The following is a 26,641-nucleotide window of genomic DNA, read 5'->3' as shown; positions in this document are numbered from 1 at the left end:
TCACAGGTCCCTTTCGCTGTCACTGCCGTTGAGCAGCTCGTTGAGTACGTTGCCGTGGAGGGGGAGGGTGGTGATGTCCACACCCGCCGGAGCGAGCGCGTCGGCGACCGCGCCCGCGATCGCGGCGGGAAGGCTCATGCTGCTGCCCTCGCCACACCCCTTCGCGCCGAGGCGGGTGAGCGGGGAGGGCGTCTCGAGGTGGTCGCTGTTGAGCGCGTACCGGGTCTCCGCCGTGGTGGGGCAGAGATAGTCCATGAAGGTCGCCGTCGGTTGTCCGGCGTCGGTGTAGCGCATCTCCTCGAACATCGAGCCGCCTATGGCGTGCGCGAGCGCGCCGTGGATCTGGCCTTCGAGGAGCGTGTGGTTGAGGATGGTGCCCGGGTCGTGGACGGTCACCACCTGGTCGAGCCGGAGCTGCCGGGTCTCGGCGTCGATGCGTACGGTGACGAGCTCGGCGACGAATCCGTAGCACAGGCTCGAGTTGATCTGATCGCTTCTGCTTGCGGCCTTCGACTGCGGGGGCGTGAAGGCGGCCTCCTCGTACAGCCGCGCGGTGGTGCCCTCGGGCAGCGCACCAGGGTCCCAGTGGACCAGCCCGGCCGCGTGCCGGAACAGCGCCGCCCGCTCGGGCTCGTCCCGGACCCGGATGTGGCCGTCGGCGAGTTCCACCTCATCCGGACGGACGTCCAGCAAGATGGCGCCGGCGACCTTGACGGTCTCCGCCAGTTTTTCACTGGCTTCGACCAGCGCGCTGGTCAGCAAGGGGGCGAACCGCGACGAATAGCTGCCGGAGGTCACTGTCCAGGGGGTGGTGGCGGTGTCCATCTCGACCACCGGACGGACCTGATCCAGCGGCAGCCCGAGCTGTTCGGCGACCACGGCCTGTGCCACCGTGGCGTGCCCCTGTCCCTGGGGCACGGTGCCCAGCAGGACGGACACGATGCCGTTGAGGTCGACGCTGACGCGCACGTGCTCGGTGGAGCCGGACTTGCCGCGCCCCGCCGTGCGCTGCTCGGCCGGGGTGGCCAGGCTCACATAGCCGATGTTGGTCGCCGACGGGTCGACGATGGTGGCGACGCCGATTCCGTAGTATTCGCCGCGCTCACGCGCCGCGCGCTGCTGTTCCCGCAGCGCCTGGTAGTCGGCGTTCTTCAGCAGCATGTCCATGGCGCGCCGGTAGTCGCCCGAGTCGTAGATGCCGCCGGTCGGAGTGGCGTACGGGAATGCCTCACTGCCGACGAAGTTGCGCTGCCGCAGCTCGACCGGGTCCAGACCGCAGACCCCGGCGATCTTGTCCATCAGCCGTTCCAGGCCGAAGTACAGCTGCTGACCGCCGAATCCACGGTTGAGTCCGGTGGGTGTCTTGTTGGTCACGACCGCGCGGGAGCGGATCCGCACGGCGTCGATCGTGTACGCGCCGGTGATGTTGCCGAAGCAGCGGTACAGCGTGCTGGGCTCCGGCGGGCGGAGATACGCGCCGACGTTGTCCACCAGGTCCGCGCTGAGCGCCCGCACCTTGCCGTCGGCTGAGACCGCCGCTTCGAACCACATCACGCGGTCGGATCCGGCGGAGCTGGCGAGCATGTGCTCGATGCGGTCCTCGGTCCAGCGCACCGGGCGGCCGGCGTGCTTGCTGGCCAGCGCCATCAGGGCCACGTAGGGGTAGATGCCGGCCTTGATACCGAAGCTGCCGCCGTTGTCGGACGGGATCATCAGCCGGACGCGGGAGGCGGGTACGCCCAGCGCCCCCGCCAGCACCGGAACCATGGAGAACGGGCCGTGGAAGTTCGCCCACGCCTGAACGGCCGGTCCGTCGGCCTCGTCCTGCCATTGGGCGATGACCGCGTAGCACTCCATCGGGGTCGAGGAGTACCGCGGGAAGGTGTACTTGCCCTTCACCACGTGGTGGGCGGTGGCGAAGCAGCCGTCCACATCACCGAATTCGAAGGTTCGATCGGTCGCCACGTTGCTGTCGGCGCCCTCGTGCAGTCGCGGGGCGTCGGGCAGGAGCGCCTTTTCGACGTCGACCACCGGGGGCAGCGGGTCGTAGTCGATCTCGACGAGTTCGGCGGCGTCCTCCGCGAGGTAGCGGTCCCCCGCCACCACCACGGCGACCGGTTCACCGACGAACCGGACCTTGTCGGTGCCCGTCGGGTAGTACGGCATGGGCGTCTTGAGGGAGAGCGGGAACGGCCGCAATGTCGCGGTGACCTCATCGGGACCGATCACGGCGGCCACACCGGGGTGCCGCCGCGCCCGTTCGAGATTCACGCCGCGGATGCGGGCGTGAGGGTGCGGGCTCCGGACGACCGCGGCGGTCAGTGTGCCCGGCAGCGGGTCGAGATCGTCGAGGAAGCGGCCTCGGCCGGTGAGCAGCGCGGGGTCCTCGATCCGTGCGGTCGGCGGGCCCGTCCGTCCCATGGTCGCGGTCACGTGGTTCACCTGTCTGTCGCGGTGTCGCTGTCGGCCAGCGAGTGGTAGTCGCCGGAGCTCAGCCGGCGGCGGAGGATCTTGCCGGCGCCCGACTTCGGGATTTCTTCGACGGCGATGAGCCGCTTGGGGCGTTTGAGGGACGGCAGTCCGGAGCCCTCGCGCACATAGGAGTGGAGCTCCGCCAGCGCGTGGTCGGGGGCCGTCCCGCTCTCGGGGACGAAGAAGGCGGTGGCGGCCTGTCCCCAACGGTCGTCGGGGAGCCCGACGACGACGACTTCGCTGATCACCGGACAGCCGATCAGCTTGTCCTCGATCTCGTCCGGATAGAGGTTCTCGCCGCCAGAGTTGATCATGTCATCGACGCGTCCGGTGACCCACAGGTCGCCGTCCTCGTCGGCGACGGCGAGGTCACCGGGGAAGTACCAGCCACCGCGAATCGACTTGACGTTCGCGTCGGGCCGGCGCCAGTAGCCGGCGAAGGCATCCGGGTTCCGCATGGAGACGGCGATCTGCCCCTGCTCGCCCGGTGCCACCTCGGCATCGGGCGAGGCGTCCGGGACCGGCTCCACCAGGCGGACCCGGGAGAAGATCCCGGCCCGGCCCGCACATCCCGGCTTCACGATGACGTCGGCCCCGATGGTGAAGGTGTAGATCTCGGTGCTGCCGAAGTGGTTGACGAAGGACTCCGGCCGCAGCGTGTCCACCAACTGCTCCACCAGCGTCGGAGTCATCGCAGCGCCGGCGTAGGCCAGCTTGCGTACGGATGTGGCTTGCTCCAGGCGGCCGGTGCGCAACAGCGACCAGTAGATCGTGGGCACCAGGTAGAGCGAGCTGATCTCCTCGTCGGCGATGAGGCCGAGCATCTCCTCGGCGTCGAACTTCGCCTGGGGAACCCAGGTGCCCGCGGCGACGACGGTGGAGATGAGTGTGCGCAGCCCCATGGTGTGAAACAGCGGCATCACGCCGAGCGTCGTGTCGAAGAGTGACTGTCCGCTCTGCAGCAGGTGGGCGACCGAGGCGTGGTACTCGGCGCTGTGCGTGCGTGGCACACCCTTGGGCCTGCCCGTGGTCCCCGAGGTGTAGAGCATGACGCTGATGTCCTGCTCGGACACCTGGACATCGAGCGGTCCGTCCGGCTGGGTGCGCGCCAGGCGTTCGATCGTCGCCTCGACCGGGTCTCCCGAGCGGATCCACGGCACCGCCTCGATGGCACCGAGTGCCTCCTGTGCGACGGCCGAGGTGGAGTCGTCCGCGATCACCAGCGCCGGCTCCGCGTCGGATATGCAGTAGGCGAGTTCCGAAGCGCCGAAGCGGAAGGACAGGGGGACCGAGGCGGCACCGAGCTTCTGCGCCGCCAGATGGAGGCTGGCCAGCGGCTCGCCTCCGGTGCTCAGGAGCACCACCCGTTCCCCCGGACGGACACCGAGCTCGGCCATCGCCCGTGCCAGCTGATTGGTGTGGGCGTCCCACTCTCTGTACGTCATCGGGGTCCTGCCGCCGACCGCCCGGCGATGCGGATAGCGCTCGGCTGTCCAGCGCAGAACCGTGCTCAGATCCATCGCGGTCCTCTCCGTTCCACACGCGCCTACCAGTGTTCGGCAGAAGCTGCGAATCACATGGTGCGATACGCACCGTATGATTCAGACTATTGGAGGTTGGAGTTGGAAGCTACGCCGACCTGGGGGACGTGTCAACGGTCCGGACGACGACGGCGCACCCCGCCCCTCCGGGCACGTGCGCAAGAAAGTGGCGCGGAGCCGGCCGGCCCAGCCTTCGGGGGCATTTCGCGGTGCGATGCTCGCTCCGGAAGCGGCGGTCCCGGCACATCGGGGCCTGGGTGACGGCGTCGCGCGTCGCACGCGCGAGTGACGCAAGCGCCCAGCGCGTAGCGGCCTGCGGCCGGACTTCAAGGGATGATGCGGCGCACGGAGGCCGCGACGCCCGGCGAGAGTGGCCGACGCGTCAGCGCGTGATGGCCCTACCGGGCCATCGGCCGCCCTTTCACGGACGAGAACTCACCGCGCTCGACGCGCGCCTGGACACCGCGCCAGAAGTCGCGCGCGGCGTATTCCATGCCGAGGCCGAGCTCGAGGGTGACCATACGGCTGGAAACCTCTTCGATCCCGCCGTAACGGCGCCGCATCTCCTCGTACTCCGCGATGCGCCGCTCGTGCTGCTCGATCTGGTCCCGGGCGAGGCGCGCCACGTCGTCCGGCTCCGCCAACTCGTTGAAGAACAGCTTGATCTCCGCGATGTCGCGCAGCTCGAAGTGCTCCTTGACCGGTTCGGCCAGCCAGCCCCGCAGCGCGTCGTCGCCCGCCTCGGTGATCGTGTAGATCTTGCGCCGCCGCCCGGTGTCCTCCTCATGCACATCCAGGAGCCCTGCCTCCTGAAGCCTCTTGGGCTCCGCATACAGCTGAGCGTGCGGGAAGTTCCAGAAGTAGCCCACAGACCGGCCGATCGCACGCTTGAGGTCGTAGGGGGTGGACGGGCCACGCATCGCGATCATCCCGAGAACCACGTACGACGTCGTCGAGAGCCGGAGTGTTGACATGGTCTGAATCGTACCGTGCACCCCCCGCGGCCCCTCCGAGAGGAGGCGAAGCCCGGAGCCCCCCGGGCGCGCGCGGCGCGGGATGGAAGACGATCGACAGCACGGGACCGGCGAGCGAGCCCCCCGGGCGCGCGCGGCGCGGGAAGAGCGCGAGGAGAAGCCGTGACCGGCGTCCGGGCGCCAGACGTCGGAACCCCGCAATAGACGGCGCTTGCAATGAACGGCGTATGCAATTATTTTCTCGGAGTCACGCCCAGTGGGCGGCGCGCTTTCCCACCGACCGGGAGAGCGCATCACATACCTGAGAACGGAATGGTTGCAGCGATGACCCGGACGCCCGAACAGATCTTCCACGACCACGGCCAAGCGCTCGGCTCAGGAGACTTGGACAAGATCAGCGCCAACTACGCGGAAGACGCGGTCTTCGTCACTCCTTCCGGCGTGCTGCGGGGGCGCGACGGAGTGAAGCAGGGCATTGGCACCTTGCTCAGCGATCTCCCGGACGCCGCATGGGACTTGAAGCCTCAGTTCGCCGATGACGTGCTCTTTCTCGAATGGTCGGCCGCCACCGCCCATGCGCGAGTGGAGGACGGAGTCGACACCTTCGTCTTCCGTGACGGCCTCATCCAGGCCCAGACCGTGCGTTACACCCTGGTCACCGAAGACGGCTGAGCTACGGGGCGGGGGCGGCGCGGAGCGCGGTTCCGCGCCGCGATGGATGCGGTGAGTGGAGAGGTGAGCGGCTCCGCCGTGCAGCCGGTAGCGGTGCGACATGCGGCCATCCCTGGGGCCGGTCAGGGCCCGATACCTGAACGCAGGGATGAAGGCACGGATGCCGTTTGAAACTTCAAGAATACCGGGATACAGTACGACGGCTCCGCTCCCCCACCGCATTCGACATCCACGCCAAGAGGTGGTTGACATGCGCGCGTCGCATTTAGGTGAAGGTTGTACGGTCCTGATAGAGGATCAGGCGCTCGATGAATTCCTCGAGGTGGCCGTCGGTGAATACCGACGCATCACCTCCGAAACACCACTGCCGTGCTTCGCTCTCCTCGTAGGTTCGGCAGACCATGCGGCATTCACCGTCGAGCGCGTCGCGTTCGGCCGCAATGCCCGTACCACCGACCCGGCCGCGCGCCGTGAGTTCACCGAGTCGATCGTGCCGCTCTTCGGCCCGGCGTACGAGAACGAGACACGTGGCTGGTGGATCGACTCCCACGACCTGCTGAGGGCCTCGCGCGAGGCCGAGGCCGACGGTCTGGAGATCCTGGGGTCCGTGCACATGCACCCCGACTGGCATCGCATAGGCCCGCCGGAGGAGCGGAAACTCATCCTCAGCGAGCGCCCCACCCCGATGGATCAGCACGTCTTCGGCAACACCGGTTGGCCCGTCAACCTCATCTGCTACCTGGAACGTCGCGGCGATGTCATGTACCACGCCCTCGCCGCCTGGGCGCCACCCCCACCCGAGAACCCTCACCAGCCGTGCGTTGAACTGCCGCTGCGGATACGGACCAACGCCGTGGTGGGGGTGTGAGGCCGGTGACCGCGACCGACGACGAGCGGATCCAGGGGCTCTGGGATGCCATGGCGCGCGGCTGGGCCGAGGGCGACGCCCACTCCTTCGCCGCCGTCTTCGCCGAAGACTGCGACTTCACCACAGTGCGCGGTGAGAAACCACCCGGCCGAGCTGGTATCGCCGCCGGTCACGACCAGCTCTTCCGCACCGCGTACCGCTCCACTCGTCTGGACGCGCGGGTTCAGTCCATCCGCTATCCGCGCCGGGATCTGGCCACGGTCAACGTCGAATCGACCGTCGTCGCCTCCGACGGCACCAGCCTCGCCCGCACCCATGCCCTCGCCGTCGTGGAACGGGACGCGGCAGCGGGCGCCGACGGCACCTGGCGGATCACCGCTTTCCACAACATGATTCCTGCCCCCCGACCGGCCACCCCGCCGGCCTCCGAGAACTGAGGGAATTACCCATGTCTGACGCGTCCACCCCGGGCAGGCCAAAACTGCGGCATCTGGCGCTCGTTGCCCGCGACCCCGAGAAGCTGGCCGAGTTCTACAGCGAAATCTTCGGCATGGAACTCTTCCACCGGGACCCCGACGGCAGTTGCTTCCTCTCCGACGGGTATCTGAGCCTCGCCCTGATCAAGCATCAACTCGACGGCGACACCCCATTGGGCATGAACCACTTCGGATTCCACGTCGCCGACACATCCGAGATATCCGCCGCACTGGTCGCCTCCGGCGCCGAGGAGCCCGCGGAGCGCTTCACCAACCGCCCCTTCGCCGAGTATCGGGCCATGGATCCGGAGGGCAACTGGTTCGACCTCTCCGCGCACGGCTTCGGCGGTCCCCGCCCGGCCGCCGAAGCGGGCGAGTAACGGGGCCCAGGGGCGGGGGATTCACCTCCTGCGTCCCCAACCGGCGTATGCGAAGCTCAGGGGCCGTTTCCGCGCGGACGCGGGGGCGGCCCTCCGGCATGAGGTTTCGCCTCACCGCTCAGCACACGGCCGGACGGGCGGGTCCCGCAGGATGGGGATGAGGTGGTCTCAGGCTTCGGGGAACATCCAGCGATGGAAGAACGACTCGCGGAAACCGTCTGGATGGTGCGCCGAGTCCCAGCGCAACGGCACCGCCGGACCGCTGCCACGGTGCAGTTCGCCGGTGAGCGCGTAGTCGGGGTGTACTCCGTCGTCGCTCATCGTCGTGGTGAACTCGAACGCGAACCGGTCGCCCGGCCGCACCGGCAGGCCCTCCTCCGACAGCGCGGCGTAGACGGGGGTCCAATTGCTCCACTCGAACAGTGAGTCGATCGGCACGTCGTCCTCGGCCACCCACAGCCGCATGCCCAGCGCGAGCCCGGAGAAGCTGCCCGGCCGGGTGAACGTCAGCTCGGCGGTGTCGACGCCCTCCGGCCGCAGATCGCCGTTGAACTCCAGCGGCTCCACCTCGACGGCGCCGGACAGATACGACCGCTCCCGCACCTTCGGGACGTCCTGCAACCCCGCGAGACAGACCCGCAGGTCGAAGGGGCGGCCCACCGCGGCGAATATCTCTTCCACGAAGCCGAAGGCGGCGGGCGGAAAACCGGGCGGTTCGCCTCCTGTCGCGCTGCCCAGGTCCAGGGCGACGGCCGTGGTGACGCTGCGGTGCGGAATGAACATCCCACCGGGCTTCACCAGGCGCTCCCGCGCGTCCCGCAGCACCGGCCCCGCACCCTCCGAGCCGCCGAGCGTGCCGATGATCTCGGAGACACACATATCGACGCGTTCGGGCAGCTCAACCTTGGTGGACAGCCCCTCGACCACCGTGATCCGGTCGGCGAAACCCGCCTGCTCGATGTTCTTCCGGGCAATCCGCGCGGACTTGGGGATGACCTCCACGGCCCATACATGCCGCGCTCCGGCACGGGCTGCGGCCAGCGCCCACACCGCGTCCTGCCCCGTGCCGATATCGAGCACCGTCCGGCCGGGAGCAAAGCGCCGGACAGCCCGGGTGTACCGGCTCATCCGACGCTCGTCCGCGAGCATCACGTCGTACACGAAGTCGCCGTAGACCGGGTACTCGCCGACCGAGGGGAACAGCCATATCGGTTGACTCGGCTCGTCGACGCAGGCACGCACCGGCACCTTGTGACCGGGCGCGGCCAACTCTGCCACGTAGGAACGTTGCATCCTCAGTCCTTCGCCAGATCCGCGGCCGGAGCGCCGCGGCTGCTCCGAACGCTACGGATGTGGCGGCCCGAGATCGTCACCGCACGGTGGACATCTGCGCGTAGCTCGCACGGGGGACAGACCCTGATGTTTTCCCAGGTCATGACGGTCGAACCGAATCCCGGGGCCCTACAGACCGAAGGCGCCGCCCTCGATCAGGATGAGCAGGCCGAGGGCGATCAGCACCAGCGGCAGCAGAACGTGGCCCCACCGGCTGAGCGCCTTGGCGATGACCGGGCGGCTGGCGAAGAACCGGCCGACAAGGCACCACACGCCGACCAGGGCGAGGAAGACGACCGCGTACACGCTCATCCCGCCCGCTCCGGCGGTGGCGAACACGGGGACGTAGACACCGATGTTGTCCCCGCCGTTGGCGAAGGTGACCGCGGCGACCTCCAGTGCTCTGGGCCCGCCGCCCTCCGCCCCGTGACCATCCTCGTCGTCGCCCTCGCCCCACTGCTTCCATGCCTGCCAGGCCGCCTTGAGCCCGAGGGCGAGGGGCAGCAGGCCGAGGTAGGGGATGGCCCTCTCGGGCAGGAAGGTCGCGCCGAACGCGGCGGCGGCCGCGACGGCGAGGATCGCGGCGAAGCCCAGGTACTGGCCGAGCACGATCCGGCGGGCCGATCCGCGGTGGCGGGCGCGCTGGGCGAAGAACAGGGACAGGATCAGGATGTCGTCGACGTTGGTGACGGCGAACAGGCCGACCGCCTGCCCGACGATGCCCGGATTCACGGATGGATGACCTCTCGCTCGGCTGCCCGGCGACAGTATCCGGCACGCACCGCTCCCCGTATGCCGCAGGCCACTTCACCCCGGCCCCGGGGGCCCAAGGACGCCAGGGCGGGCGCATGGCGGCTAGCGGCTCTTGCCGCACAGGGCCGCGTCCACCGCCCCCTGGAGATGGCGCAGGCTTTCGTCCTCAGCCGCCCACGTCGTGGTGTAGACGGTCATGGTGCCGCGGCCGGACGTGGCCCGGCCGCCGGCCACTGAGTCGCCGGGCAGATCGCCGCCATGGCCCCAGTAGACGCCACCGCGGCTGAGCGGGATCGAGGCAATGCCGTAGCCGTAGGGGCTACCCGCCGGAGGTCCCCGGGTGTGAAGACAAGCCCGCCGGATGCGCCGAACTCGTAGTACCCGGGGAGCTCGGTCACATCCATCCGTCCGGCCTCCGGATACGCGGGGTGCACCCTGTAGTTGCGGGCGTGGGTCCCGCGCAGGGACAGTTCGCCGGGTGCGGGCCAGTAGGTGTCGTTCAGGCGCGGTGGACGCAGAATGGTGCGCTCGATGTATGTGCGGAAGTCGACCCCCGATGCCTTGTCGATCACCATGCCGAGCACCGGGTAGTTGGTGTTGGAATAGCCCCAGTCGGTGCCGGGCTCGAAGGCGGCCTTCTCCTTGAGAGCGAGGGCCGGACAGTCCTCGGGCGTGCCGGGCCGGTTCCAGTCGGCCGGTGCGGAGTACTCCGGCAGTCCGCTGGTCTGCTGGAGTAACTGCCCTACGGCGATGGGGTGTTCGGTGAGCGGTGGCACGTAGGTGCTCGCGTGATCGTCGAATCGGCTGGTGCTCCTGGACGACAACACACACAGCAGCTACGACTCCCGGGAGACCGGCTACTTCCCCGCAACCCACGTCCTCGGCACCGTCATCAGGCCCCGTCCCCGACCCCGTCCGACGTACGCATAGGACGCGGGGCCACTGCGAGGTCCGGGGCGGCACCCCGCCACCTCACGCGCCACCCTGGCAGCGGTGCGGCGTCACCGTACACAGCCTGGACTGGCCAGGTACCGCGCGAGATATGGGACGGGTCCCGGCACGGATCCGTACGATGACGGGCATGGTTCGCATGACGCGCCGCAGCATACTGGTCGGTGTGCCGACGTCGGCCGGCACGGTTCCAGGAGATGCTCATGACGCGACAGTGCTGGTTCTGCGCAAGCGATACCACGGCCACGCGGCACGATCGTGTCGTCGGGTTGCACAGGGATGTGCAGTCCAACCCGACCTGGTATTTGGGCATCCGCACCAAGTGGCAGAGCAACAGCGTCCGTGTGCCACGCTGTGAGCGGTGCCATCACGGCCACATCTTCGAGCAGTTCATGATGGCGCTCTCCATCGCCGCGCCGATCGCATACGCCGCCAGCGGTCAGTTGGACACGCTTCTCAGGATCCTGCCGAGCACATCGGCCGGCAGAGTCAACGCGGTGATATGGGCGGTGGTGGCCTGCCTTCCCACACCGGTGTGGATCGCGACCCGCCAGGCGTGGCTGCCCTGGAACCGCCTCGGGCCCCGCCATCTGCGCCACGCGCGCCGCCACCCCGCCGTTCAGCAGCTGAGGGAGGACGGCTGGCATTACCGGCCGGGGCCCTTTCCGTATTGGCAGAACGCCAAGGACCCGGTCCCCGAGCGCCTGTCCGGGCCTTCTGCCCGTCCTCGGCGGATCCTCGGCCGCGTCACCGGCCTGCTCGGGCTCGCCTCCTCCGTCGTCACCGTCGTTCTGTACCTGCGGGACAGTGAGTTGGCGGCATTGTTCCTGGTGCTCGCTCTCGGCCTGTTCTTCCTCTCTTCGAAAATCGACCCCGAAGTGTGAACGCGGTCGGGACACGTTCGGATGCCCGCTGGAGGCACGGACACCCGTGAAGTGGCTGCGAACCGGCCCCTGCTCGCTGGTGGGATGGCCCCCATGGATATCACTGCGCCGGAATGGAACCACTGCGCTGACGGGGCCACAGAGGACGAGCCGGTCGGATGCACGGGTATCAGGATCGGCGGATTCGAGCGGTGAGCTGCTGGACGCACTGTGCCGGCCCGGCGAGGAGCGACCGCGCTTCGGACGGGCTCGATTCGACAAGGCGGTCTTCACGGCGGCCGACCCGTGAAGGCACGCAGGGCCAGCTCAATCCTGATCTCCTCGGTGTCCAGCAGCGACTGCAGTCGGCGTAGAACGATGTCGTCGATGCTGCGCTGGTCCCGCAGGCGGATCAGGGCGCTGCGTTCGACGCCGATCAGGGCGCGGCGCAGTTCGAGCCCGGCCCGCACACCGGTGTCGTCGGTATCCGGTGGTTCCGCCTTCTCGGCGGCGTACTGGCGCAGTTCGCTCAGGATGGCGTCGGCGGTCTCCGGCGGAGTTTTCAGACGCCTGGCGTGGTCGGGAAGTGCCTCCAACGCGGCGGCGATGATCTGACGATGGGCGCGGCGTTCCTCGGCGGTCTCGTCGGGATCGCCGTGCAGTCCCGACCAGCGGATCACCGCGCGCATCGTCGTCCCCTGGAGGACCAGCGTGACCAGGATGACGGTTACGGCGGTGAAGACCAGCAGGCCGTGTCCCGCGAGCGGCCGGCCCGCGGCGGTGGCGGTCGGGACGGCGAGTGCGGCCGCGAGCGAGACGGCACCGCGCACCCCGCTCCAGGCGACCGGGAACCTCTGCCGGGCGCCGTAGCGCAGCGTGCGCTGGACCGGGCGGCGGTCGACGGCGCGGATGATGTAGGGCACCGAGTACAGCCACAGCAGTCGGGTGGCGATCACTACACCGCTGACCAGCGAGGCGGTGATGACCGCGTGTCCCGGGGAGACGGAGCCGATCCCGCTGACGATGGCGGGCGTCTGGACGCCGACCAGGACGAAGAGGGCGCTGTTGAGGAGGGAGGTGCTCACCTCCCAGAAAGAGATGATCTGCACTCTGGAGCCCGCACTGATCACCTTGGGCCCCGCCTGGCTGAGGATGAGACCGCAGGTGACCACCGCCAGGACGCCGGAGACGCCCAGCACTTGCGCGGGCAGATAGGTGGCGAACGGAGTGAGCACGCCCAAGGCGTTTTCCACGCTGCGGTCACGCAGCCGCCTGCGCAGAGCGACCACGACGGCGGCGCATCCGCAACCGATCGCGGCCCCGCCCGCGTAGGCGAGCAGGAATCGCACGGCGGTGTCCGTCCAGGTGACGGCCAGCCCCTCGACGGCGACGCCGATCACCACGGCGTAGAGGGTGAGCGCGGTGCCGTCGTTGATCAGGCTCTCCGCCCGGAGGATGGTCCGGATCCGGCGGGGCAGCCCACGGGCGACCGTCGCCACGGCGATGGCGTCCGTGGGGGCGACGACGGCACCGAGGACAAAGGCGAGCGGCCAGGAAAGACCCAGCGCGTGCCCCACCGAGGCCACGGCGGCGGCGGTGGCCAGCACCAGACCGGTCGCGAGCAGCACAATGCCGCGCACGTTCGTCCGGATCTCACGGAGGGAGGTGGTCAGCGACTCCCAGTAGAGCAGTGGGGGCAGGAACAGCAGCAGGACCACCTCGGGCGGCAGGGCCGGCCCGCGGAAGTCGGGAATCAGGCCGATCAGGCAGCCGCCCGCCACCAGCATGACCGGCTCGTTCCAGCGCAGGCGGCGAGCCAGCCACGTCATGGTCAGTACCGCGGCGAGCACCACCACGATGACTTCGAGGCCATGCATCCGGTACCGCCTTCCCGCTGGGAGCGTGGTACGGGCCACGCCCCGGGAAGCCTGCCACCTCGAATCCGATCGGGGTCGCGCCTGACCACCGCCGAATGAGTACTCCGACGTGCGACTTCCGCCAACCGGAGCACTCGCTCACACGAATGTGTGACTGAGTGCGGGGAGATGGACGCGTCGGTCGTGCTGTGGTTCGAGGGGCACCAGCTTGGACAGCCGGGATGGCCACCGGGCCGCGATCAGCGCCGAGAGGAAGAGCACATGACCGCCTCGTACGAAACCATCAGCACCAGCCTGGACGGCAATGTCCTGTCCGCCACCTTCAACGCCCCGCCGATCAACCTCATCGGTCCCGAGGTCGTGCGCGACCTGGTCCAACTGCTCGAAGAACTCTCCCAACCGACGACCGCACGAGTGGTGGTCTTCGACAGCGCGGATCCCGACTTCTTCTTCCCGCACGTCGACCTGACCAAAGTGCCCGAATACACCGCCGAGGCCGCGAAGGCCGGAGGTCCGGGCGACGCCTCGCTGGGAATGCTGTTCCGCAGGCTCAGCGAGGTACCGGCCGTCACCATCGCCAAGCTGCGCGGCCGAGCACGGGGGGCGGGCAGCGAGTTCCTCCTCGCCTGCGATATGCGCTTCGCCTCCCGGGAGAACGCCGTCCTTTCCCAGCCCGAAGTCGGCATCGGCACCCCGCCCGGCGCGGGAGCGATCCAGCACCTCACCCGGCTGCTGGGCCGGGGCCGGGCACTCGAAGCCGTGCTGACGTCGGCCGACTTCGATGCCGAACTCGCCGAACGCTACGGCTGGATCAACCGCGCGGTGCCCGAAGCCGAACTGGACGAGTTCGTAGCCGGCATTGCCGCGCGCATGGGAACCTTCCCCCGCGACGCACTGATCGCGACCAAGGCCGCCATCAACGCCATCAGCCTGCCGACTCCCGCCCACGTACGCGCGGATGCCGCTCTGTTCCAGCAGCTCGTCCGCAGTGCGGCAACGCAGCAACGCACGGCAGAGCTGTTCAAGCGGGGCTTCCAGACCCGTGGCCGCACCGAGCTCGAACTCGCAGCCATGCTGGGCGACTTGAAGGCCGTCGACTGATGGGGGGCCTCCTTCAGCTCCGGGGTGATGGTGCGGGCGGCGGCGTCGGCGACCCGTATGCCGTCCGCTTCGGGAGCGCGCGTCACCTCAAGACCCGATGCCCTTGCCGGCACCGGTCACCACTGCGAAGGCCGACCGTGTCGCGTTGCTGGCGTCCTGTGCGATGCGGGCAGCCATCGGATCGTGCGCCGCCCGTTCCACGATCGCCCCCACGAGGGCCGAGGTCGTGCGGTTGCTCGCCTCCGGCCGCACCCGGGCCGTCAACGGTGCCGACTTCGTCGTACCGGGCTGGGGCATTCAGCGGCAGGTCGGCCTCCTTTCGGGTTGCGGGTCTGTGGGCGGGAATCCGTTGTGCGGCTGTGCCGGCCGATGGCCGGTTGACTTTGCGAGAGAGGGAGACGATCGCGTCTCCGGAGCGCTTCTTGTGAGGGCAGCCACGTTGATCAACAGGCGGAACGTACTGCGGGCGGGCACTGTGGGTGTTTGGGGCACGGAGGTGGCGGGCCTGCCATCATCGCCCGCCGCTGCCGCGCCACCCACCGAGGTGGCGGACCGGGTCAGCGAACGGGACTGGGAGCTGCTGGCTCAGGCGCTGTCGTCCCGTTCCACCCTCTATCGGCCGGGAGATTCCGGCTACCCGCCGCTGGCGCTTCCGTTCAACCACCGCTACGCCGGGATCCGCCCCGCGGGGATCGTGGCGTGCGCCACGACCAGGGATGTCCGTGCGTCGGTCCGCTGGGCCCGCGCGGTGGGGCTGCCCGCCGTGCCTCGTTCCGGGCTGGGCCACAACTACGCCGGGTACTCCGCCACCACCGGTCTGCTGCTCAACATGGCCCGCATGAAGAGCATCGTCTCCACCCCGCTGCCGGGTGCCCGCTCGCGGACCCGGACCTACGGACGGATGAGGGTCGTTCACGACGCGGGCACCCTCACCGTGGGAGCCGGCGTCACCAACGCCGACCTGCACCCGATGCTGGAGGACGGCGGCATGTTCGTGCCGACCGGCCGCTGCCCCACGGTCGGGGTGGCCGGGCTGGTGCTGGGCGGCGGTATCGGCTTCAGCGACAAGATGTTCGGCCTGACCTGTGACCGGCTGGTCTCGACGACCGTGGTACTCGCCGACGGCCGCGTGGTGGAGGCCGGTCAGGACTCGCACCCCGATCTGTTCTGGGCCTGTCGCGGCGGGGCGGGGAACAACTTCGGTGTCAATACCTCCTTTACGTTCCAGTACGAGCGGTTCCAGGGCGACGTGGGCTTCTACGAGCTGCGCTGGAGCCTGGACTCGGTACTGCCGGTGATCGCCGCCGCGCAACAGATCGCCGTGCACACCCTGGAGGACAAGCGATTCCATCTCCGCGTCGGCATGGGGACCCACGGGCTCACCAGGGAGGAGATCCGCGCCAACGCGGGCGTCAATGCCATCGGCCAGTACTACGGCGACCTCGAGGAGTTGCGCACCATCCTGGCTCCGCTGCTCGCCATCGGCACGGCGGAGGAGCGCGCCCGCAACAAGGCGTCCGTCCGCGAGGTCACTCCGGGTCAGGCGAGCGCGCTGCTGAGCGCGACCACGCCGGTGCAACAGTTCGCCGCCAAGTCGGCGGTTCTCACCTCCCGGACGCTCCTGACCGATGAGCAGATCGGTGCCGCCGCCGAGCAGCTGCTGGACTGGCCCGGCAGCGACAACGAGGACGGGGCCGGGTTCGCCATGTTCGCCCTCGGTGGCGAGATCAACCAAGTGCCGCCGGACGCGACGGCGTTCGTGCACCGGAACGGGGTGTTCGTCCTCGCCGCCGAGACCTCCTGGGCGGATTATGATCCGCCGCGCGTTGCCACGGCGAATCTTCACTGGCTCAGCGAGTTCTACCAGAGCATTTTCGGTGAAACGCCTCCGCCGCATTCCTATCAGAATTTCCCGGACCCGACATTGAAGGACTGGCGGCGGGCGTATTACGGCGCGAATTACGACCGGCTGGTCCGAGTGAATCGGACGTACGATCCGACCAATTTCTTCAGCTACCCACAAGGGATCGGCACCTGACCTTCGCGAACCGGCGCCGCGTTGCGTCGGATGCCGGAGCGGTGCGGTCCGCCTCGGGATCGCACCGCCCGCGTCCGTAGGCTTGACACGCTGTGCGGGCACTTCATATGTTGCTCGTCTTGCCCTTTTCGGGGTGGGGTCGCATGAGACGTGGTGCGGCTGGGACGTCCCCGAAAGGGCTCTGCTGTGCGCGCATGGCTTCCCGACGCTCGTGGCCACCGGCGCCTGTTTTCCGCGCTGTCCATCGATGCCCTGGGCACCGGCCTCTTTCTGCCGTTCTCGATCCTCTATTTCACCGCGACGACCGAGCTGACCCTCGGCAGGGTCGGACTGGCCTTGTCCATCGCGGCGCTGGTCCGCATTCCGGCGACCGCGGGCGCCGGAATGTTCTGCGATCGGTTCGGCGCCCGCGGCACGGTGATCGTCTCCAATCTCATCCAGGCGGTCGGGTTCTTCAACTACCTGTTCGTGGGCTCCTTCGGTCACCTGCTCAGCGCCGCGGTCGTCGTGCAGCTCGGCAACTCGGCGTTCTGGGTGGCCTATCCGGCCCTGGTGCATGATGTCGCCGAGGGGAAGCGCCAGGAATCCTGGTTCGCCCTGATCACCACGCTGCGCCATGCGGGTCTCGGCGTCGGCGCTCTCGGCGCGAGCCTCGCTGTCGCGATCGGCGGGGTGAACGGATACACCACGATCGCCGCCGTCAACGCCCTGTCGTTCACCGTCGCGGCGATCCTGACACGGCTCGACTCCTCAGGCGGTGCGCACGCCGTGGGCGTCAGCGGCGCGCCAGAACACGACGACTCGCCACAACACACCGCCAAGGGGGGCTGGGCGAGCACGCTCCGGGACCAGCCCTTCCTCGGGTTCGTCGTGCTCAACTTCGGCCTCGCCCTGCTCTCGCTCGCCTTCGGCCTCGCCGTTCCCGTCTTCCTCGTCAACACGGTGCACTTGCCGCCGTGGATACCCGGCACCATCCTCGCGGTCAACGCCGTACTCGGCGCGCTGGGCGCCACGCCCGTGGGCGCCGCGATCACCGGGCATCGGCGATGGAGCAGCCTGATGGCATCGCAGGCCATCGTCGGCGGTGCGTTTGTCGCGGTGCTGTGCTGCGCGTATGTGCCGTCGGCCCTCAGTATCTGTCTCGCTCTCGTCGCGGTCGTCCTGGTGACCGTCGGCGAGCTGATCCAGAGCCTGATCGTGTCGCCCATCGTCAACGACTGTGCCACCGCGGCGAGTCGCGGCCGGTACAACTCGCTCTCCCAGATGGCCTTCAGCATCGGTGACGTGGTCACGCCCGCGCTCATGGCCGTGCTTCTCGCCCATGGACCGGCCGCCACTTGGATACCGATGGCGGCCCTCGCCATCGTCGACATGCTCGGTATCGCCCTGCTCGCCGGCCACCTCCCCGCGATGCGGCGACGCGTCAATCACCCCGGCCTCACCGGACCCGACGCCCTGTAGGTAGCCATTGCCGTTCGTGGGCCCACTGCCCGGTCAGTCGTCGGCCAGTCGTGTCCGCCAGCTCGGTGCCGAGGGCTTCCAGTTGAGCGCCTGCCGTACGCGGTCGTTGGCCGCGCCGCGCATGGCGGTGAGCTGGTAGCTGGTGAGCCAGCCCAGCAACCGCTCGGCCAGTTGCGCCGGCACCGTACGGGGCGGGGGCGCTCCGAGCAGGCGGGCGTACTCGGGCAGCCAGACCGCGGCCTGTGCCGGGTCGTCATCGGCCACGTTGAACACACCGTCGGTATCGGCTTCGACGGCGCACACCGCGGCCCGTGCGGCGTCCTCGATGTGCAGGAACGAGGTGACCCCGGCGGCGGACTCCGGCAGTGGCAGCCTGCCGCGCGCCACCGCGCCGCCGATCGCACCGCCGCGGTGGTAGAGGGTGCCCGGCCCGTACAGGGTTCCGTAGCGCAGTACGGTCCCGGAGAGGTGTGCGGCGCCCAGCACCCGGCGCTCCAGTTCGGCGATCGCGCGCGTGGTGAGCGCCCAGCCCGGATCCGGTGCGTCGACATACAGCGGTGCGTCCTCGGTGAGCACCGGCCCGCCGCGGGGAGCCGTGGCGAACGCGATGCTCTGCGCCACCATCCGTTCCGCCCCGGCCGCCTCGGCCGCCGCGATCAGATGCGCGGTGGCTTCGGTGCGCAGCCGGGCGGTCCGCTCGAGGCCCTCCGCGGTGGGGCCGCGCAGGGCGGTCAGCTGATGCACCACCACCTCGGGCCGGGCCGAGAGCACTGCCGCGCGCACTGCCTCGGCTTCCAGCGCGTCGGCCACCACGACGCCGTCCAGGGCCAGCCCGGCCGCCCGGGACGGCTCCCGTACCACCGCGGTCACATGATGGCCGCCGGCCCGGAGCAGCGGAACCAGTGCACGGCCGATCACCCCGGTGGCTCCGGCGACAAGGACACGAGCGGTCATACCGGGCTCCCGACCCGCATCAGGAGCCGGCAGGCGGGGTCGCCGTCCCGCAAACACGCGGTGGCGCAGTTGCGGGTGAGTTCGACCCCGAGCCCCTCCGACCAGCCGGCGTGGATGTCGGTGCACGGGCACTTGTAGCCGTCGAGCGAACCGGCCATCCGGACCATCACCACGGCGAAGTTCTGCCGCATGGTCAGCTCGATCTCCCCGTCCGGGAGCACCGCGGTCGCCCCGTCCCGCAGCTCGCTCGGGAACATCCACTCGGAACAGGCGTCGTAGCGGCGGCGGAGCTCCTCAAGGTCCACCGCGGGCTTCCCGCCGAACTGACGGGCTACCCGTTTGCCCACCTGGACGGCCACATACCGCAGCGCCTCGGCGTTGATCTCATTGGCCACCGCGTGTCCGAACCTCTTCGCCACCCCCTGGTACCAGCGTGCGTCGTGCAGCCACCACTGCCGGTACACGTCCATGGTCCTGGGCCGGGGGCTCGTACCGGGACTGGTACCGGGACTCGTACGGTCGATCGCGGTCATCGCAGCTTCCCGTCCAGCTCGCCGGCGGCCACCCGGGCCCGGAAGCGTTCGCGCATCTCCCGCTTGAGCACCTTGCCGGTGGCTCCCTTCACCACCTCGCTCGCGTCCATCCGGAGCGCTCCGGTCAGCTGCGGGAAACCCGCGGCGACCAGCACCTGGTTGACCTCGGCCGTCCATCGGGCGTCATCGGTCTCCGTGTCCGCCGCGTCCGCGCGCACCTGCAGGAGGGCGTAGGCGTCGGCGGTCCCGTCGCCGTCCCAGTCCGCTCGTACGCCCTCGGGCGCGACCGCCACCACCGTGCAGTCGTCGAGCCCGGGCATCTCGCGCAGCAGCAACTCCTCGGTGCGGGTGCTGAACACGATGCCCGTGGGGGTGCGGATCGCGTCCGGCGCGCGGTCCAGGTGGTAGAAGTTTCCTTCCTCGTCCCGATAGGACAGATCGCCGGTGAGCCAGTAGCCACCGAGCCGCAGCCGGTGGAAGGTCAGCGAGTCGTTCCAGTATCCGGGGGTGAGCGTGGGCGAGCGCACGCCGAGGCGGCCGATCTCGCCGGGCGGCAGCGGTGTGCCGTCCTCGGAGAGCACCGCCGCCTCGGCGAAGCTCATCGGTTTCCCGACGCAGCGCGAAAAGGACGACCTGCCGGGCTTGTGTCCGTTGTGGAAGAGCGAGTAGCCGGTCTCGGAGGAGCCGAGTCCGTCCGTGAAAACGGAGCCGGGGACCCGGCACCGCTTCAGGTCCCGGCCGACCGTCTCATGGCTGCCCTGCTCGATCAGCGCCTTGATATGGGTCTCGTGCGCCGCGTCCCCGGTGTTGTACCACGCCTCCACGCTGGACAGATCGCGGGCGGAGAGATCCTGGGCCGCCATCTCCCCGTAGGTTCCGGCGAACGCGAACACCGTGGTGGGGCGGAACGACTCCATGGCGTCCAGGACGTCGATCCCCCTCTGGCTGGACAGCATGGATACGGGCGAGCGCAGCAGGAAGCCGAACAGCATGACCGAGATGGCGGCGTTGTGCGAGCCGGGCAGCGCGACCAGCAGCCTGCCCATCGCGGAGCCGACCGACAGCTTCAGCCGGTGCAATTGCGCATACAGCAGGGTCTGATGCGTGTGCGGAACGGCCTTGGGCATCCCGGTGGTGCCCGAGGAGTGCGAGATGATGATCGGATCGGTGGCGTGGTGGGAGTACGGATAGGCCGCGGGGACGGGCTCGCGGTCCTCCGCGCGGATGTCGGCCGCCGTGACACAGAAGCCGAGGCCCAGTTCGGCACGGCCGGGGGCGAGGACCGCGTGATGGGCCCGGTCGGTGACGGCTCCCACCGCGCCCTGGCGCCGCACATACTCGCGGGCGATCTCCGGGCGGAGGTTGCCGTTGACGAAGGAGGGGATCGCGCCCAGGGACGTGAGGGCGAGGAAGTTGATGGCGAACTCGGTGCTGGAATAGGTCTGGATCGCCACCGGGTCGCGGGGCCCGACGCCCTGTGCGTGGTACCAGCTCGCGTAGATCTCCACGGCCTCGTGCAGCTCGCCCAGGGTCAGCACCTCGGGGTGGCCGCCGTCCGGGGCCTGCCAGGTGGCGTCGGTCCACAGGACCTGCTCGTCGAGGGATCTGCCGTACGCCTTCAGCCGGTGGATCACATTCCCGGCCCCCAGAGCGGCGTCCTCGCTGATCCGCGCGCGTTCCTGCTTGGTGATCATGATGTGGTTCCTTGGATTCGGGCGGCCAGCTCGACCAGGCCGCGAAGGGTGCCGTACTCCCCCGAGGGGGCGGGCGGGATGTCGGACGGGAGGCTCGGGACCGGATCGTCCCGATCCAGCACGATCGCCACGGCCAGGTCCGCGGCGGGTGGGCCGGTACGAAGCTCGCGGTACGCCGCCGTGGTGCGCTCGGTGCCGGTCAGCTCGACCCCGATGAGCACGATCCGGTCCAGCTCCTCGTCCTCCAGCAGCAGTTCCGCGGTGGCCAGCAGTTCACCGGCCGGGTCCGCCACGGTGGACAGGCAGAGCAGCGGTCCGGTGATGGCGAACTCGCGGCTGAGCCGGCCGAGGACCGCGTTCGCGGTGGACTGCATGAACAGCAGCGGATTGTGCACCTGCCCGGCCACGAGCAGACGGCTGCCGAGATCGAGGGTGGCGGCATCCCCCATCGTGCTGGCCAGGACCATGGCGGTCCTGGAGCCGTCGCCCGGCCGGGCGGTCAGACATCGCTCGACGGCCTGGTACACCATCGGGTTGAAGGCGGACTCCACGAAACCGGCGACTGGCGGCGCGGACGGACCGGATATCGCGGCGATCATGCTCGCTCCAGTACCAGCGCGGTGTTGGCGCCACCGAACGCGGCGTTGACGGTGAGCGCGCGCCGGAGTTCGGCCTTGTGGGGGCGGTTCGGCACATAGTCGAGATCGCAGTGTGGATCCGGTTCGGTGAATCCGGCGGTGGGCGGCAGGACCCCGTCCCGCAGCGCGAGCAGGGTGATCACGAGTTCCACCGCTCCGGCCGCCTCCAGCAGATGTCCCGTGGTGCTCTTCGTCGAACTCACCGGCGTCCGGGCCGCGTCCGCGCCGAAGAGCGTGCGCAGTCCGCGCGTCTCGGCGGGGTCGTTGTGCCGGGTCGCGGTGCCATGCGCGTTCACGTAGTCGATCCGCGGGCCGCCCGCGCGCTGCAGGGCCCGGCCGGCGGCCGCGACCAGCCCGGCGCCCTCCGGATGGGGCCGCGCGATGTGGTGGGCGTCGCCGGCGGCGCCCCAGCCGGTCAGCGCACCGAGCGCACGCGCCCCCCTGCGCCGGGCGCCGTCGACGGATTCGAGCACGATGGCGGCGGCTCCGTCCCCGAGCAGCAGACCGCTGCGGTCGGCGCAGAACGGCCGCACCATTCCGTCCCGGGAAAGGGCGAATCCCGAGTCGAACTTGGCCAGGTTCTCCTCCTCCACCAGGTACGCCCCCGCGCAGATCGCGGTGTCGGCCCGGCCGGAGGCGATGAGCTGGCAGCCATGCGCGATCGCCGCGGCCGAGGCGACGCACGCGCCGGTGAACGCCAGCCGGGGGCCACGCACGCCGAGCGCGTCCGCGAGGGCCTCGGCCTGCCAGGCGGGCACGGTCTCCGCGGTGCCGCCGGAGGCCGCCGCGCCGGGAGAGCCGGGAGAGCCGGGTGAGTCGGGTGAGCCGGGAGAGTCGAGGGCGCGCCAGAAACGGGTCAGGCCGGTGAAATCGCCCGCGGTCCCCACCAGGACGGCGGCCCGCGCACCCGTCGGCAGCCCGGCCATGCCGACCGCCGCCGCGGCGACTTCGGCCAGCACGTCGCGCAGCGGGGCGGCCTGGCCGTAGGTGGCGGCCAGGCCCGTTCGGTACGGGCCGATGTCGAAGCGGGTGATCGGCGCGAACGCGGGTCTCCCGTCGAATACGCCCTCCCGCAGTGCGTCCGCCCCGGCACCGAAGGCCGTACGCACCCCGAATCCGGTCAGCAGCACCTCACGACTCATGGACGTCCACCAGGTAGTCGGTGATCCGGCGGATCGAAGTGAACTCGGCGAGGAACGCTTCCGCCGGCTCGATCTCCAGGCCGTACCGCAGCTCCAGTTGGTGCAGGAACCACACCAGCCCCAGTGAATCCAGGGCGAGTTCCGCGTCGTCGTCCAGGCCGGGCGGTAGTTCGGCGAAGATCTTGGGGTCGGACAGCAGCTCCCGCACGGCGTCGGTGGTGATCCCCGGCCGGGTCTCGGATTCCGCGGTCATGCCGTGGCGCCCCGCCCGACGACCTCGTTGATCAGGTCGCCCAGGTTCATCGCACCGGCCTGTTCGATGTCACCGTCGGGGAATTTCACGTCGAACCGGCGCTCCAGGCGGAGGAGCAGCTCGATCAGGCCCAGTGAGTCGATGTCGATTCCGCCGGTGCCCATGGGGCTGTCATCGCTGATCTCGTCCGCGTCGAGCGGATGGTTCATCTCCTCGCTGATCGTGCTGAGCACGAAGTCGCGGATCTCCTTCTGCAACGCCGTCTGCATGGTGAGCAACCTTTCTGTGCCACGGGAATCGATGGGGGTGGGCGGCAAGGGGCGGTCGGCGTGTCAACGGTCGGGAGCGCGGGCGAGCAGGGCGTCGCGGCGCCTGACGAGCTTGCCGTTGGAGGTGCGGGGCAGGTCCGCCAGGACGTGGACGACACGGGGCACCTTGTAGTCGGCCAGCCGGTCCCGGCACCAGCGCAGCAATTCCCCCGACGAGGGGCCATCCGAGGCGACGGACACATAGGCTTCGGTGGCGCCGGCGTGCACGACCACAGCCCCGTTGACCCCGGGGTGCCGGCACAACACGGCTTCGACCTCGGTCAGATCGACCTTGAGGCCGCCGATGACCACCAGGGAGTCGCCACGGCCCAGCAGCCGCACGGCGCCGGAGGAATCCAGCTCGGCCCGGTCATGGGTGCGCAGCCAGCCGTCGGCGTACCGGTCGCCGCCGGAATCGTGCAGATAGGGCGAGCCGTCCGGCAGCCAGACGTCCAGCTCCCCCTCGCGGATGCGCAGCCGCACGCCGGGTGCCGGCCGGCCGACCGAGGGCCTCGAGGCGCCGCTCACCTCCATCGCGATGACGCCGGTTTCGGTGGTCCCGTACGACTCGCCGACCCCGGTGCCGAACCGGTCGGCGAACCGCACGGCGGTCTGCGACGGCATGATCTCCCCGCCCGAGACCGCCGCACGCAGGGCGGGCAGGGCGGGCAGGTCCCGGGCGGTGCTCAGCAGGTCGTAGTGGAACGGCGTGCCGAAGATCATGTGGACGTCGTGACGCGCGGCGGCGGCCAGGATGTCCTTGGCCGACACCCGTCGCGCGAAGACCGCCGAGACGCCCGCGGCGAGGGAGTGCAGCACCCCGGCGATCAGGCCGAAACTGTGCGCGGTCGAGCTCAGCAGCAACACCCGCTCGCCAGGGGTCGGCATCCCCTCGATCCGGGTGAACCTCTCGATCTCGGCCGACAGGGAGGCCGCGGTCCGCCCGATCACCTTGGGCAGCCCGGTGGAACCCGAGCTGAACTGCACCAGCCGGTGCTCGGTCGCCGCCGGGCGACCGTCCGGATACCGGGAGGTGACCACCTCGTACCTGGGCTCGAATCTGAGCGACGAGCGGCCCGCCGTACCCGCGCCGACCATGAACTGCGGGTGGCACAACGAGCGCAGGGCGTCCACTTCCGACGGTTTGAGCCGGTGGTCCACCAGCATCACCTGGGCGCCCAGCCGCCACAGCGCGAGCAGTACCTCTATCTGGGTGCAGCTCGGTGGTATCTGGAGCATCACCGTATGCCCCTCGCCGACGCCGTGCCCGGCGAAGACCGCCGCTTCCACGGCTACGGCGGTCCGGACCTCTCCACGGCTCACCGGGTGTTCACCGTGGACGAGGTAGGGCACGTCACCGGGATGGGCGTCGAACAGCGTGTCAAGGAGCTCCCGCATATGGGCGCTCATCAGTGTTCCTTGCAGAATTCGCCGATAGGAAAGCCCACATGGCGCTGGTCCGTGGCCAGGTAGCCGAGCAGTTCGTCGCCGCCCCGCAGCTCGGTGACGTTGTGGACCTTGCCGCCGGGCCCGAGCACCCGCACATGCCAGTCGTCCTGGACGGTGAGGCTCACCACGATGCCGTCGGCCGACCTCGCGGTGATGGTCAGCAGCGGCCGGGACTCCAGCTTGGCCCGGCCGACCGTAACCGGCCGGGTCCGGCCCTCGGCGTCGACCGCCAGGGTCGTGCTGCCCGAGCGCAGTTCGCTCAGGTAGTTGGTCCGGTTCTCCGGGCCGAGCACATAGGAGTGCAGGGCGCCGGCGTTGACCCGGAACGGGCGGGTCGGCATGTACGGCAGCGGATGGGTCTCGCTGCAGCACAGGATGAAGCCGGTCGAGTACGAACCGACCAGGATGCCCTCGTCCTCGGCGAAATGCGTGCAGGTGTCCACGCACACCCGGTCGCCGAGCCCGTGGTGCTCGATGCGCTCGACGGTCAGCGTGGTCAGCTCCAGCGGAGAGGTTCCGGCTTCGAGCAGCCGGGCCAGCGCGAACACCTCGCCGGCGTCGGAGGGAGCCAACAGGACTCCGTCCGAACCGCGTTCCAGCACTTCCAGGACGGTGGCGGCTTCTTCCAGATCGGCGCAGACGGTGATCAGCTTTCCGGCGGAGCGGTCCGCGGCGGCGAGCACGATCTCCAGGGGGATCTTGGTCGGGTCGGCGAAGCGGACCACGGTGAAGGGCAGCACGACGGCGGCCTCGCACGCCAGCCGCAGCGAGGGTTCGTCGTGTACGTCGACCCACGCGGCGGTGTCGGCGCCGAGGTCGTACAGCTCCTTCTCCTCGGTCACCACCGTGGTGGTGACTCCGGTGACGGTGGGGGGCAGAGCGGTGAGGACGGATTCGTCATCGCAGAGCACACCCTGCATCCGCGTGTGGATGGCGGCGTCGACGATGGACTCGAGCTGGGTCTGCGGAACGGCTCGGAGATCGATCCATGCGAACTTCATGCGGCTCCTGTCGCGATCGTCGGGGGGTGGGGGGTCGTTCCGGCATCGACGGCGTGCACGACGGCGGCGAGCCGCGCCACCAGCGAGGAGGGTGAGGGCGAGGAGAAGATCCGACGGCCGACCGCGAGGCCGCGGCAGCCGGCGAGCATCAACGAGGTCGCGTGACTGATCAGGTCCGAGCCGTCGGGCGGGCCACCCGCGGCGAGGACCGGCAGCGGACAGCTGTTCACCACCTCGGCCATCCGGTCCATCGGCAGCGCGATCGACGTCTTCACCAGGTCGGCGCCGAGATCCGCGGCGATGTTGACCGCGTGTGCGAGCAGCGCGGGATCGTGCGGATCGGCGATCCGCGGCCCCCTCGGGTAGATCATCGCGAGCAGCGGCATGTTCCAGATGTCGCACGAGGCCGCGACGGCCCCGAGATCCGTGAGTTGCCGGTGCTCGGTGTCCGATCCGAGGTTCACATGCACGCTCACCGCGTCCGCGCCCAGCCGCACGGCCTCTTCGACGTCGCCGACGAGCACCTTGGCATCGGTGTCGGCCGCGTGCGCAGTACCCGCACTCAGGTGAACCACCAGGGCGCAGCGGCGCAGGATGTCCGGTGGGATCGCCCGCGCCCGGCCCTTGTGGACGACGACCGCGTCCGCGCCGCCGTCCACCAGCGCCCTCAACAGCCCGTTCCAGCGGGCCTGGGACACCACCGGCCCATCGGACACACTGTGGTCGAGCGGGACGAAAAGATATCTTCCGTCACCGACGACCGAGAGCCTCCGCATCCGGAATGATTTACCAATATCGGTCATGTGCCAGGCACACCTCTCCCAAGGGGCGAACCACGCAGGGGGATTGCTCGGCCAGAATGGCACGTCCACGCAGAGCCGAGCGGATATCGAATCTCCATCACTCTGCG

The 26,641-nt window shown here is 69.6% G+C and carries 26 protein-coding genes; 9 read left to right on the top strand and 17 right to left on the bottom strand.

Going from position 1 to position 26,641, the window contains the following annotated elements; translation table 11 throughout:
* From J5X86_RS28655 to J5X86_RS28645, 3 genes are all read right to left on the bottom strand, one after another.
* Positions 1–2,433, bottom strand: a complete 2,433-nt coding sequence (locus tag J5X86_RS28655) for a xanthine dehydrogenase family protein molybdopterin-binding subunit (protein WP_208519596.1) — start codon at positions 2,431–2,433, stop codon at positions 1–3.
* Positions 2,434–2,438: 5 nt separating this feature from the next.
* Entirely contained in the window at positions 2,439–3,992 is a 1,554-nt protein-coding gene (locus tag J5X86_RS28650; RefSeq protein WP_208519595.1) for a class I adenylate-forming enzyme family protein, read from the bottom strand.
* A gap of 419 nt (positions 3,993–4,411) precedes the next feature.
* On the bottom strand, positions 4,412–4,987 hold the full coding sequence (locus J5X86_RS28645) for a PadR family transcriptional regulator (protein WP_137969355.1): 576 nt from the start codon (positions 4,985–4,987) through the stop codon (positions 4,412–4,414).
* A 324-nt stretch (positions 4,988–5,311) separates the two neighbouring features.
* Here J5X86_RS28645 and J5X86_RS28640 point away from each other — a divergent pair, with 324 nt between their 5' ends.
* From J5X86_RS28640 to J5X86_RS28625, 4 genes are all read left to right on the top strand, one after another.
* Positions 5,312–5,659 carry a nuclear transport factor 2 family protein gene (locus tag J5X86_RS28640; protein ID WP_243981695.1) on the top strand — a complete coding sequence of 116 codons (348 nt, stop codon included), beginning with the start codon at positions 5,312–5,314 and terminating at the stop codon, positions 5,657–5,659.
* 250 nt (positions 5,660–5,909) lie between these two features.
* Positions 5,910–6,527 carry a hypothetical protein gene (locus tag J5X86_RS28635; protein WP_208519593.1) on the top strand — a complete coding sequence of 206 codons (618 nt, stop codon included), beginning with the start codon at positions 5,910–5,912 and terminating at the stop codon, positions 6,525–6,527.
* A 5-nt stretch (positions 6,528–6,532) separates the two neighbouring features.
* Positions 6,533–6,964, top strand: coding sequence for an SgcJ/EcaC family oxidoreductase (locus J5X86_RS28630; protein ID WP_208519592.1), 432 nt, complete (start codon positions 6,533–6,535; stop codon positions 6,962–6,964).
* 11 nt (positions 6,965–6,975) lie between these two features.
* Positions 6,976–7,383, top strand: a complete 408-nt coding sequence (locus tag J5X86_RS28625; RefSeq protein WP_208519591.1) for a VOC family protein — start codon at positions 6,976–6,978, stop codon at positions 7,381–7,383.
* A gap of 168 nt (positions 7,384–7,551) precedes the next feature.
* Here J5X86_RS28625 and J5X86_RS28620 read toward each other — a convergent pair whose 3' ends face one another.
* The 3 genes from J5X86_RS28620 to J5X86_RS28610 all read right to left on the bottom strand — a co-directional run bounded on the left by J5X86_RS28620 (position 7,552) and on the right by J5X86_RS28610 (position 10,292).
* Complete coding sequence (locus tag J5X86_RS28620) at positions 7,552–8,676, bottom strand: 50S ribosomal protein L11 methyltransferase (RefSeq protein WP_208519590.1); 1,125 nt, start codon at positions 8,674–8,676, stop codon at positions 7,552–7,554.
* Positions 8,677–8,844: 168 nt separating this feature from the next.
* Positions 8,845–9,447 carry a cadmium resistance transporter gene (locus J5X86_RS28615; protein WP_208519589.1) on the bottom strand — a complete coding sequence of 201 codons (603 nt, stop codon included), beginning with the start codon at positions 9,445–9,447 and terminating at the stop codon, positions 8,845–8,847.
* Positions 9,448–9,662: 215 nt separating this feature from the next.
* Positions 9,663–10,292 carry a serine hydrolase gene (locus J5X86_RS28610; protein WP_243981693.1) on the bottom strand — a complete coding sequence of 210 codons (630 nt, stop codon included), beginning with the start codon at positions 10,290–10,292 and terminating at the stop codon, positions 9,663–9,665.
* Between J5X86_RS28610 and J5X86_RS52995 the strand changes: the two genes are divergently transcribed.
* Together J5X86_RS52995 and J5X86_RS28605 are read left to right on the top strand one after the other, a co-directional pair.
* On the top strand, positions 10,276–10,398 hold the full coding sequence (locus J5X86_RS52995) for a hypothetical protein (protein ID WP_374229302.1): 123 nt from the start codon (positions 10,276–10,278) through the stop codon (positions 10,396–10,398). The genes J5X86_RS28610 and J5X86_RS52995 overlap by 17 nt on opposite strands.
* Before the next feature lie 224 nt (positions 10,399–10,622).
* Positions 10,623–11,303 (top strand): hypothetical protein, encoded by a 681-nt coding sequence (locus J5X86_RS28605; RefSeq protein ID WP_208519588.1) that lies wholly within the window; start codon positions 10,623–10,625, stop codon positions 11,301–11,303.
* Between the two features lie 269 nt (positions 11,304–11,572).
* Here J5X86_RS28605 and J5X86_RS28600 read toward each other — a convergent pair whose 3' ends face one another.
* A complete protein-coding gene (locus J5X86_RS28600) occupies positions 11,573–13,159 on the bottom strand; it encodes a Na+/H+ antiporter (RefSeq protein ID WP_208519587.1) in 1,587 nt (528 codons plus the stop codon).
* Between the two features lie 261 nt (positions 13,160–13,420).
* On the opposite strand from J5X86_RS28600, the gene J5X86_RS28595 reads away from it, so the two are divergent.
* From J5X86_RS28595 to J5X86_RS28585, 3 genes are all read left to right on the top strand, one after another.
* On the top strand, positions 13,421–14,260 hold the full coding sequence (locus J5X86_RS28595) for an enoyl-CoA hydratase/isomerase family protein (protein WP_208519586.1): 840 nt from the start codon (positions 13,421–13,423) through the stop codon (positions 14,258–14,260).
* A gap of 496 nt (positions 14,261–14,756) precedes the next feature.
* Positions 14,757–16,298, top strand: a complete 1,542-nt coding sequence (locus J5X86_RS28590; RefSeq protein WP_308124762.1) for an FAD-binding oxidoreductase — start codon at positions 14,757–14,759, stop codon at positions 16,296–16,298.
* Between the two features lie 186 nt (positions 16,299–16,484).
* Positions 16,485–17,759: an MFS transporter gene (locus tag J5X86_RS28585; protein WP_208519584.1), complete on the top strand. Its 1,275-nt coding sequence runs from the start codon at positions 16,485–16,487 to the stop codon at positions 17,757–17,759.
* 33 nt (positions 17,760–17,792) lie between these two features.
* Here the strand turns inward: J5X86_RS28585 and J5X86_RS28580 are convergent, their stop codons facing one another.
* The 10 genes from J5X86_RS28580 to J5X86_RS28535 all read right to left on the bottom strand — a co-directional run bounded on the left by J5X86_RS28580 (position 17,793) and on the right by J5X86_RS28535 (position 26,534).
* On the bottom strand, positions 17,793–18,713 hold the full coding sequence (locus J5X86_RS28580; protein ID WP_208519583.1) for an NAD(P)-dependent oxidoreductase: 921 nt from the start codon (positions 18,711–18,713) through the stop codon (positions 17,793–17,795).
* Positions 18,710–19,246 carry a hypothetical protein gene (locus J5X86_RS28575; protein WP_243981690.1) on the bottom strand — a complete coding sequence of 179 codons (537 nt, stop codon included), beginning with the start codon at positions 19,244–19,246 and terminating at the stop codon, positions 18,710–18,712. The genes J5X86_RS28580 and J5X86_RS28575 overlap by 4 nt, the downstream gene beginning before the upstream one ends.
* Positions 19,243–20,940 carry a class I adenylate-forming enzyme family protein gene (locus tag J5X86_RS28570; RefSeq protein WP_243981686.1) on the bottom strand — a complete coding sequence of 566 codons (1,698 nt, stop codon included), beginning with the start codon at positions 20,938–20,940 and terminating at the stop codon, positions 19,243–19,245. Before J5X86_RS28570 ends, J5X86_RS28575 begins: the two co-directional genes overlap by 4 nt.
* Positions 20,937–21,539: a hypothetical protein gene (locus J5X86_RS28565; protein WP_208519582.1), complete on the bottom strand. Its 603-nt coding sequence runs from the start codon at positions 21,537–21,539 to the stop codon at positions 20,937–20,939. Before J5X86_RS28565 ends, J5X86_RS28570 begins: the two co-directional genes overlap by 4 nt.
* Positions 21,536–22,720: a beta-ketoacyl synthase gene (locus J5X86_RS28560; protein WP_208519581.1), complete on the bottom strand. Its 1,185-nt coding sequence runs from the start codon at positions 22,718–22,720 to the stop codon at positions 21,536–21,538. Before J5X86_RS28560 ends, J5X86_RS28565 begins: the two co-directional genes overlap by 4 nt.
* Complete coding sequence (locus tag J5X86_RS28555; RefSeq protein WP_119993863.1) at positions 22,710–22,973, bottom strand: phosphopantetheine-binding protein; 264 nt, start codon at positions 22,971–22,973, stop codon at positions 22,710–22,712. Before J5X86_RS28555 ends, J5X86_RS28560 begins: the two co-directional genes overlap by 11 nt.
* On the bottom strand, positions 22,970–23,242 hold the full coding sequence (locus tag J5X86_RS28550) for a phosphopantetheine-binding protein (RefSeq protein ID WP_078646301.1): 273 nt from the start codon (positions 23,240–23,242) through the stop codon (positions 22,970–22,972). Before J5X86_RS28550 ends, J5X86_RS28555 begins: the two co-directional genes overlap by 4 nt.
* Before the next feature lie 63 nt (positions 23,243–23,305).
* Positions 23,306–24,691: a class I adenylate-forming enzyme family protein gene (locus J5X86_RS28545; protein WP_208519580.1), complete on the bottom strand. Its 1,386-nt coding sequence runs from the start codon at positions 24,689–24,691 to the stop codon at positions 23,306–23,308.
* Complete coding sequence (locus J5X86_RS28540; protein WP_208519579.1) at positions 24,691–25,731, bottom strand: 3-dehydroquinate synthase II; 1,041 nt, start codon at positions 25,729–25,731, stop codon at positions 24,691–24,693. Before J5X86_RS28540 ends, J5X86_RS28545 begins: the two co-directional genes overlap by 1 nt.
* On the bottom strand, positions 25,728–26,534 hold the full coding sequence (locus tag J5X86_RS28535; protein ID WP_078646299.1) for a 2-amino-3,7-dideoxy-D-threo-hept-6-ulosonate synthase: 807 nt from the start codon (positions 26,532–26,534) through the stop codon (positions 25,728–25,730). The genes J5X86_RS28540 and J5X86_RS28535 overlap by 4 nt, the downstream gene beginning before the upstream one ends.
* Positions 26,535–26,641 lie beyond the last annotated feature (107 nt).

This window comes from Streptomyces sp. NEAU-YJ-81, assembly GCF_017592595.1.
Classification (GTDB): domain Bacteria; phylum Actinomycetota; class Actinomycetes; order Streptomycetales; family Streptomycetaceae; genus Streptomyces; species Streptomyces hygroscopicus_B.
The sequence above is the reverse complement of the archived record's forward strand: the minus strand, read 5'-3'. Positions and strand labels throughout refer to the sequence as shown.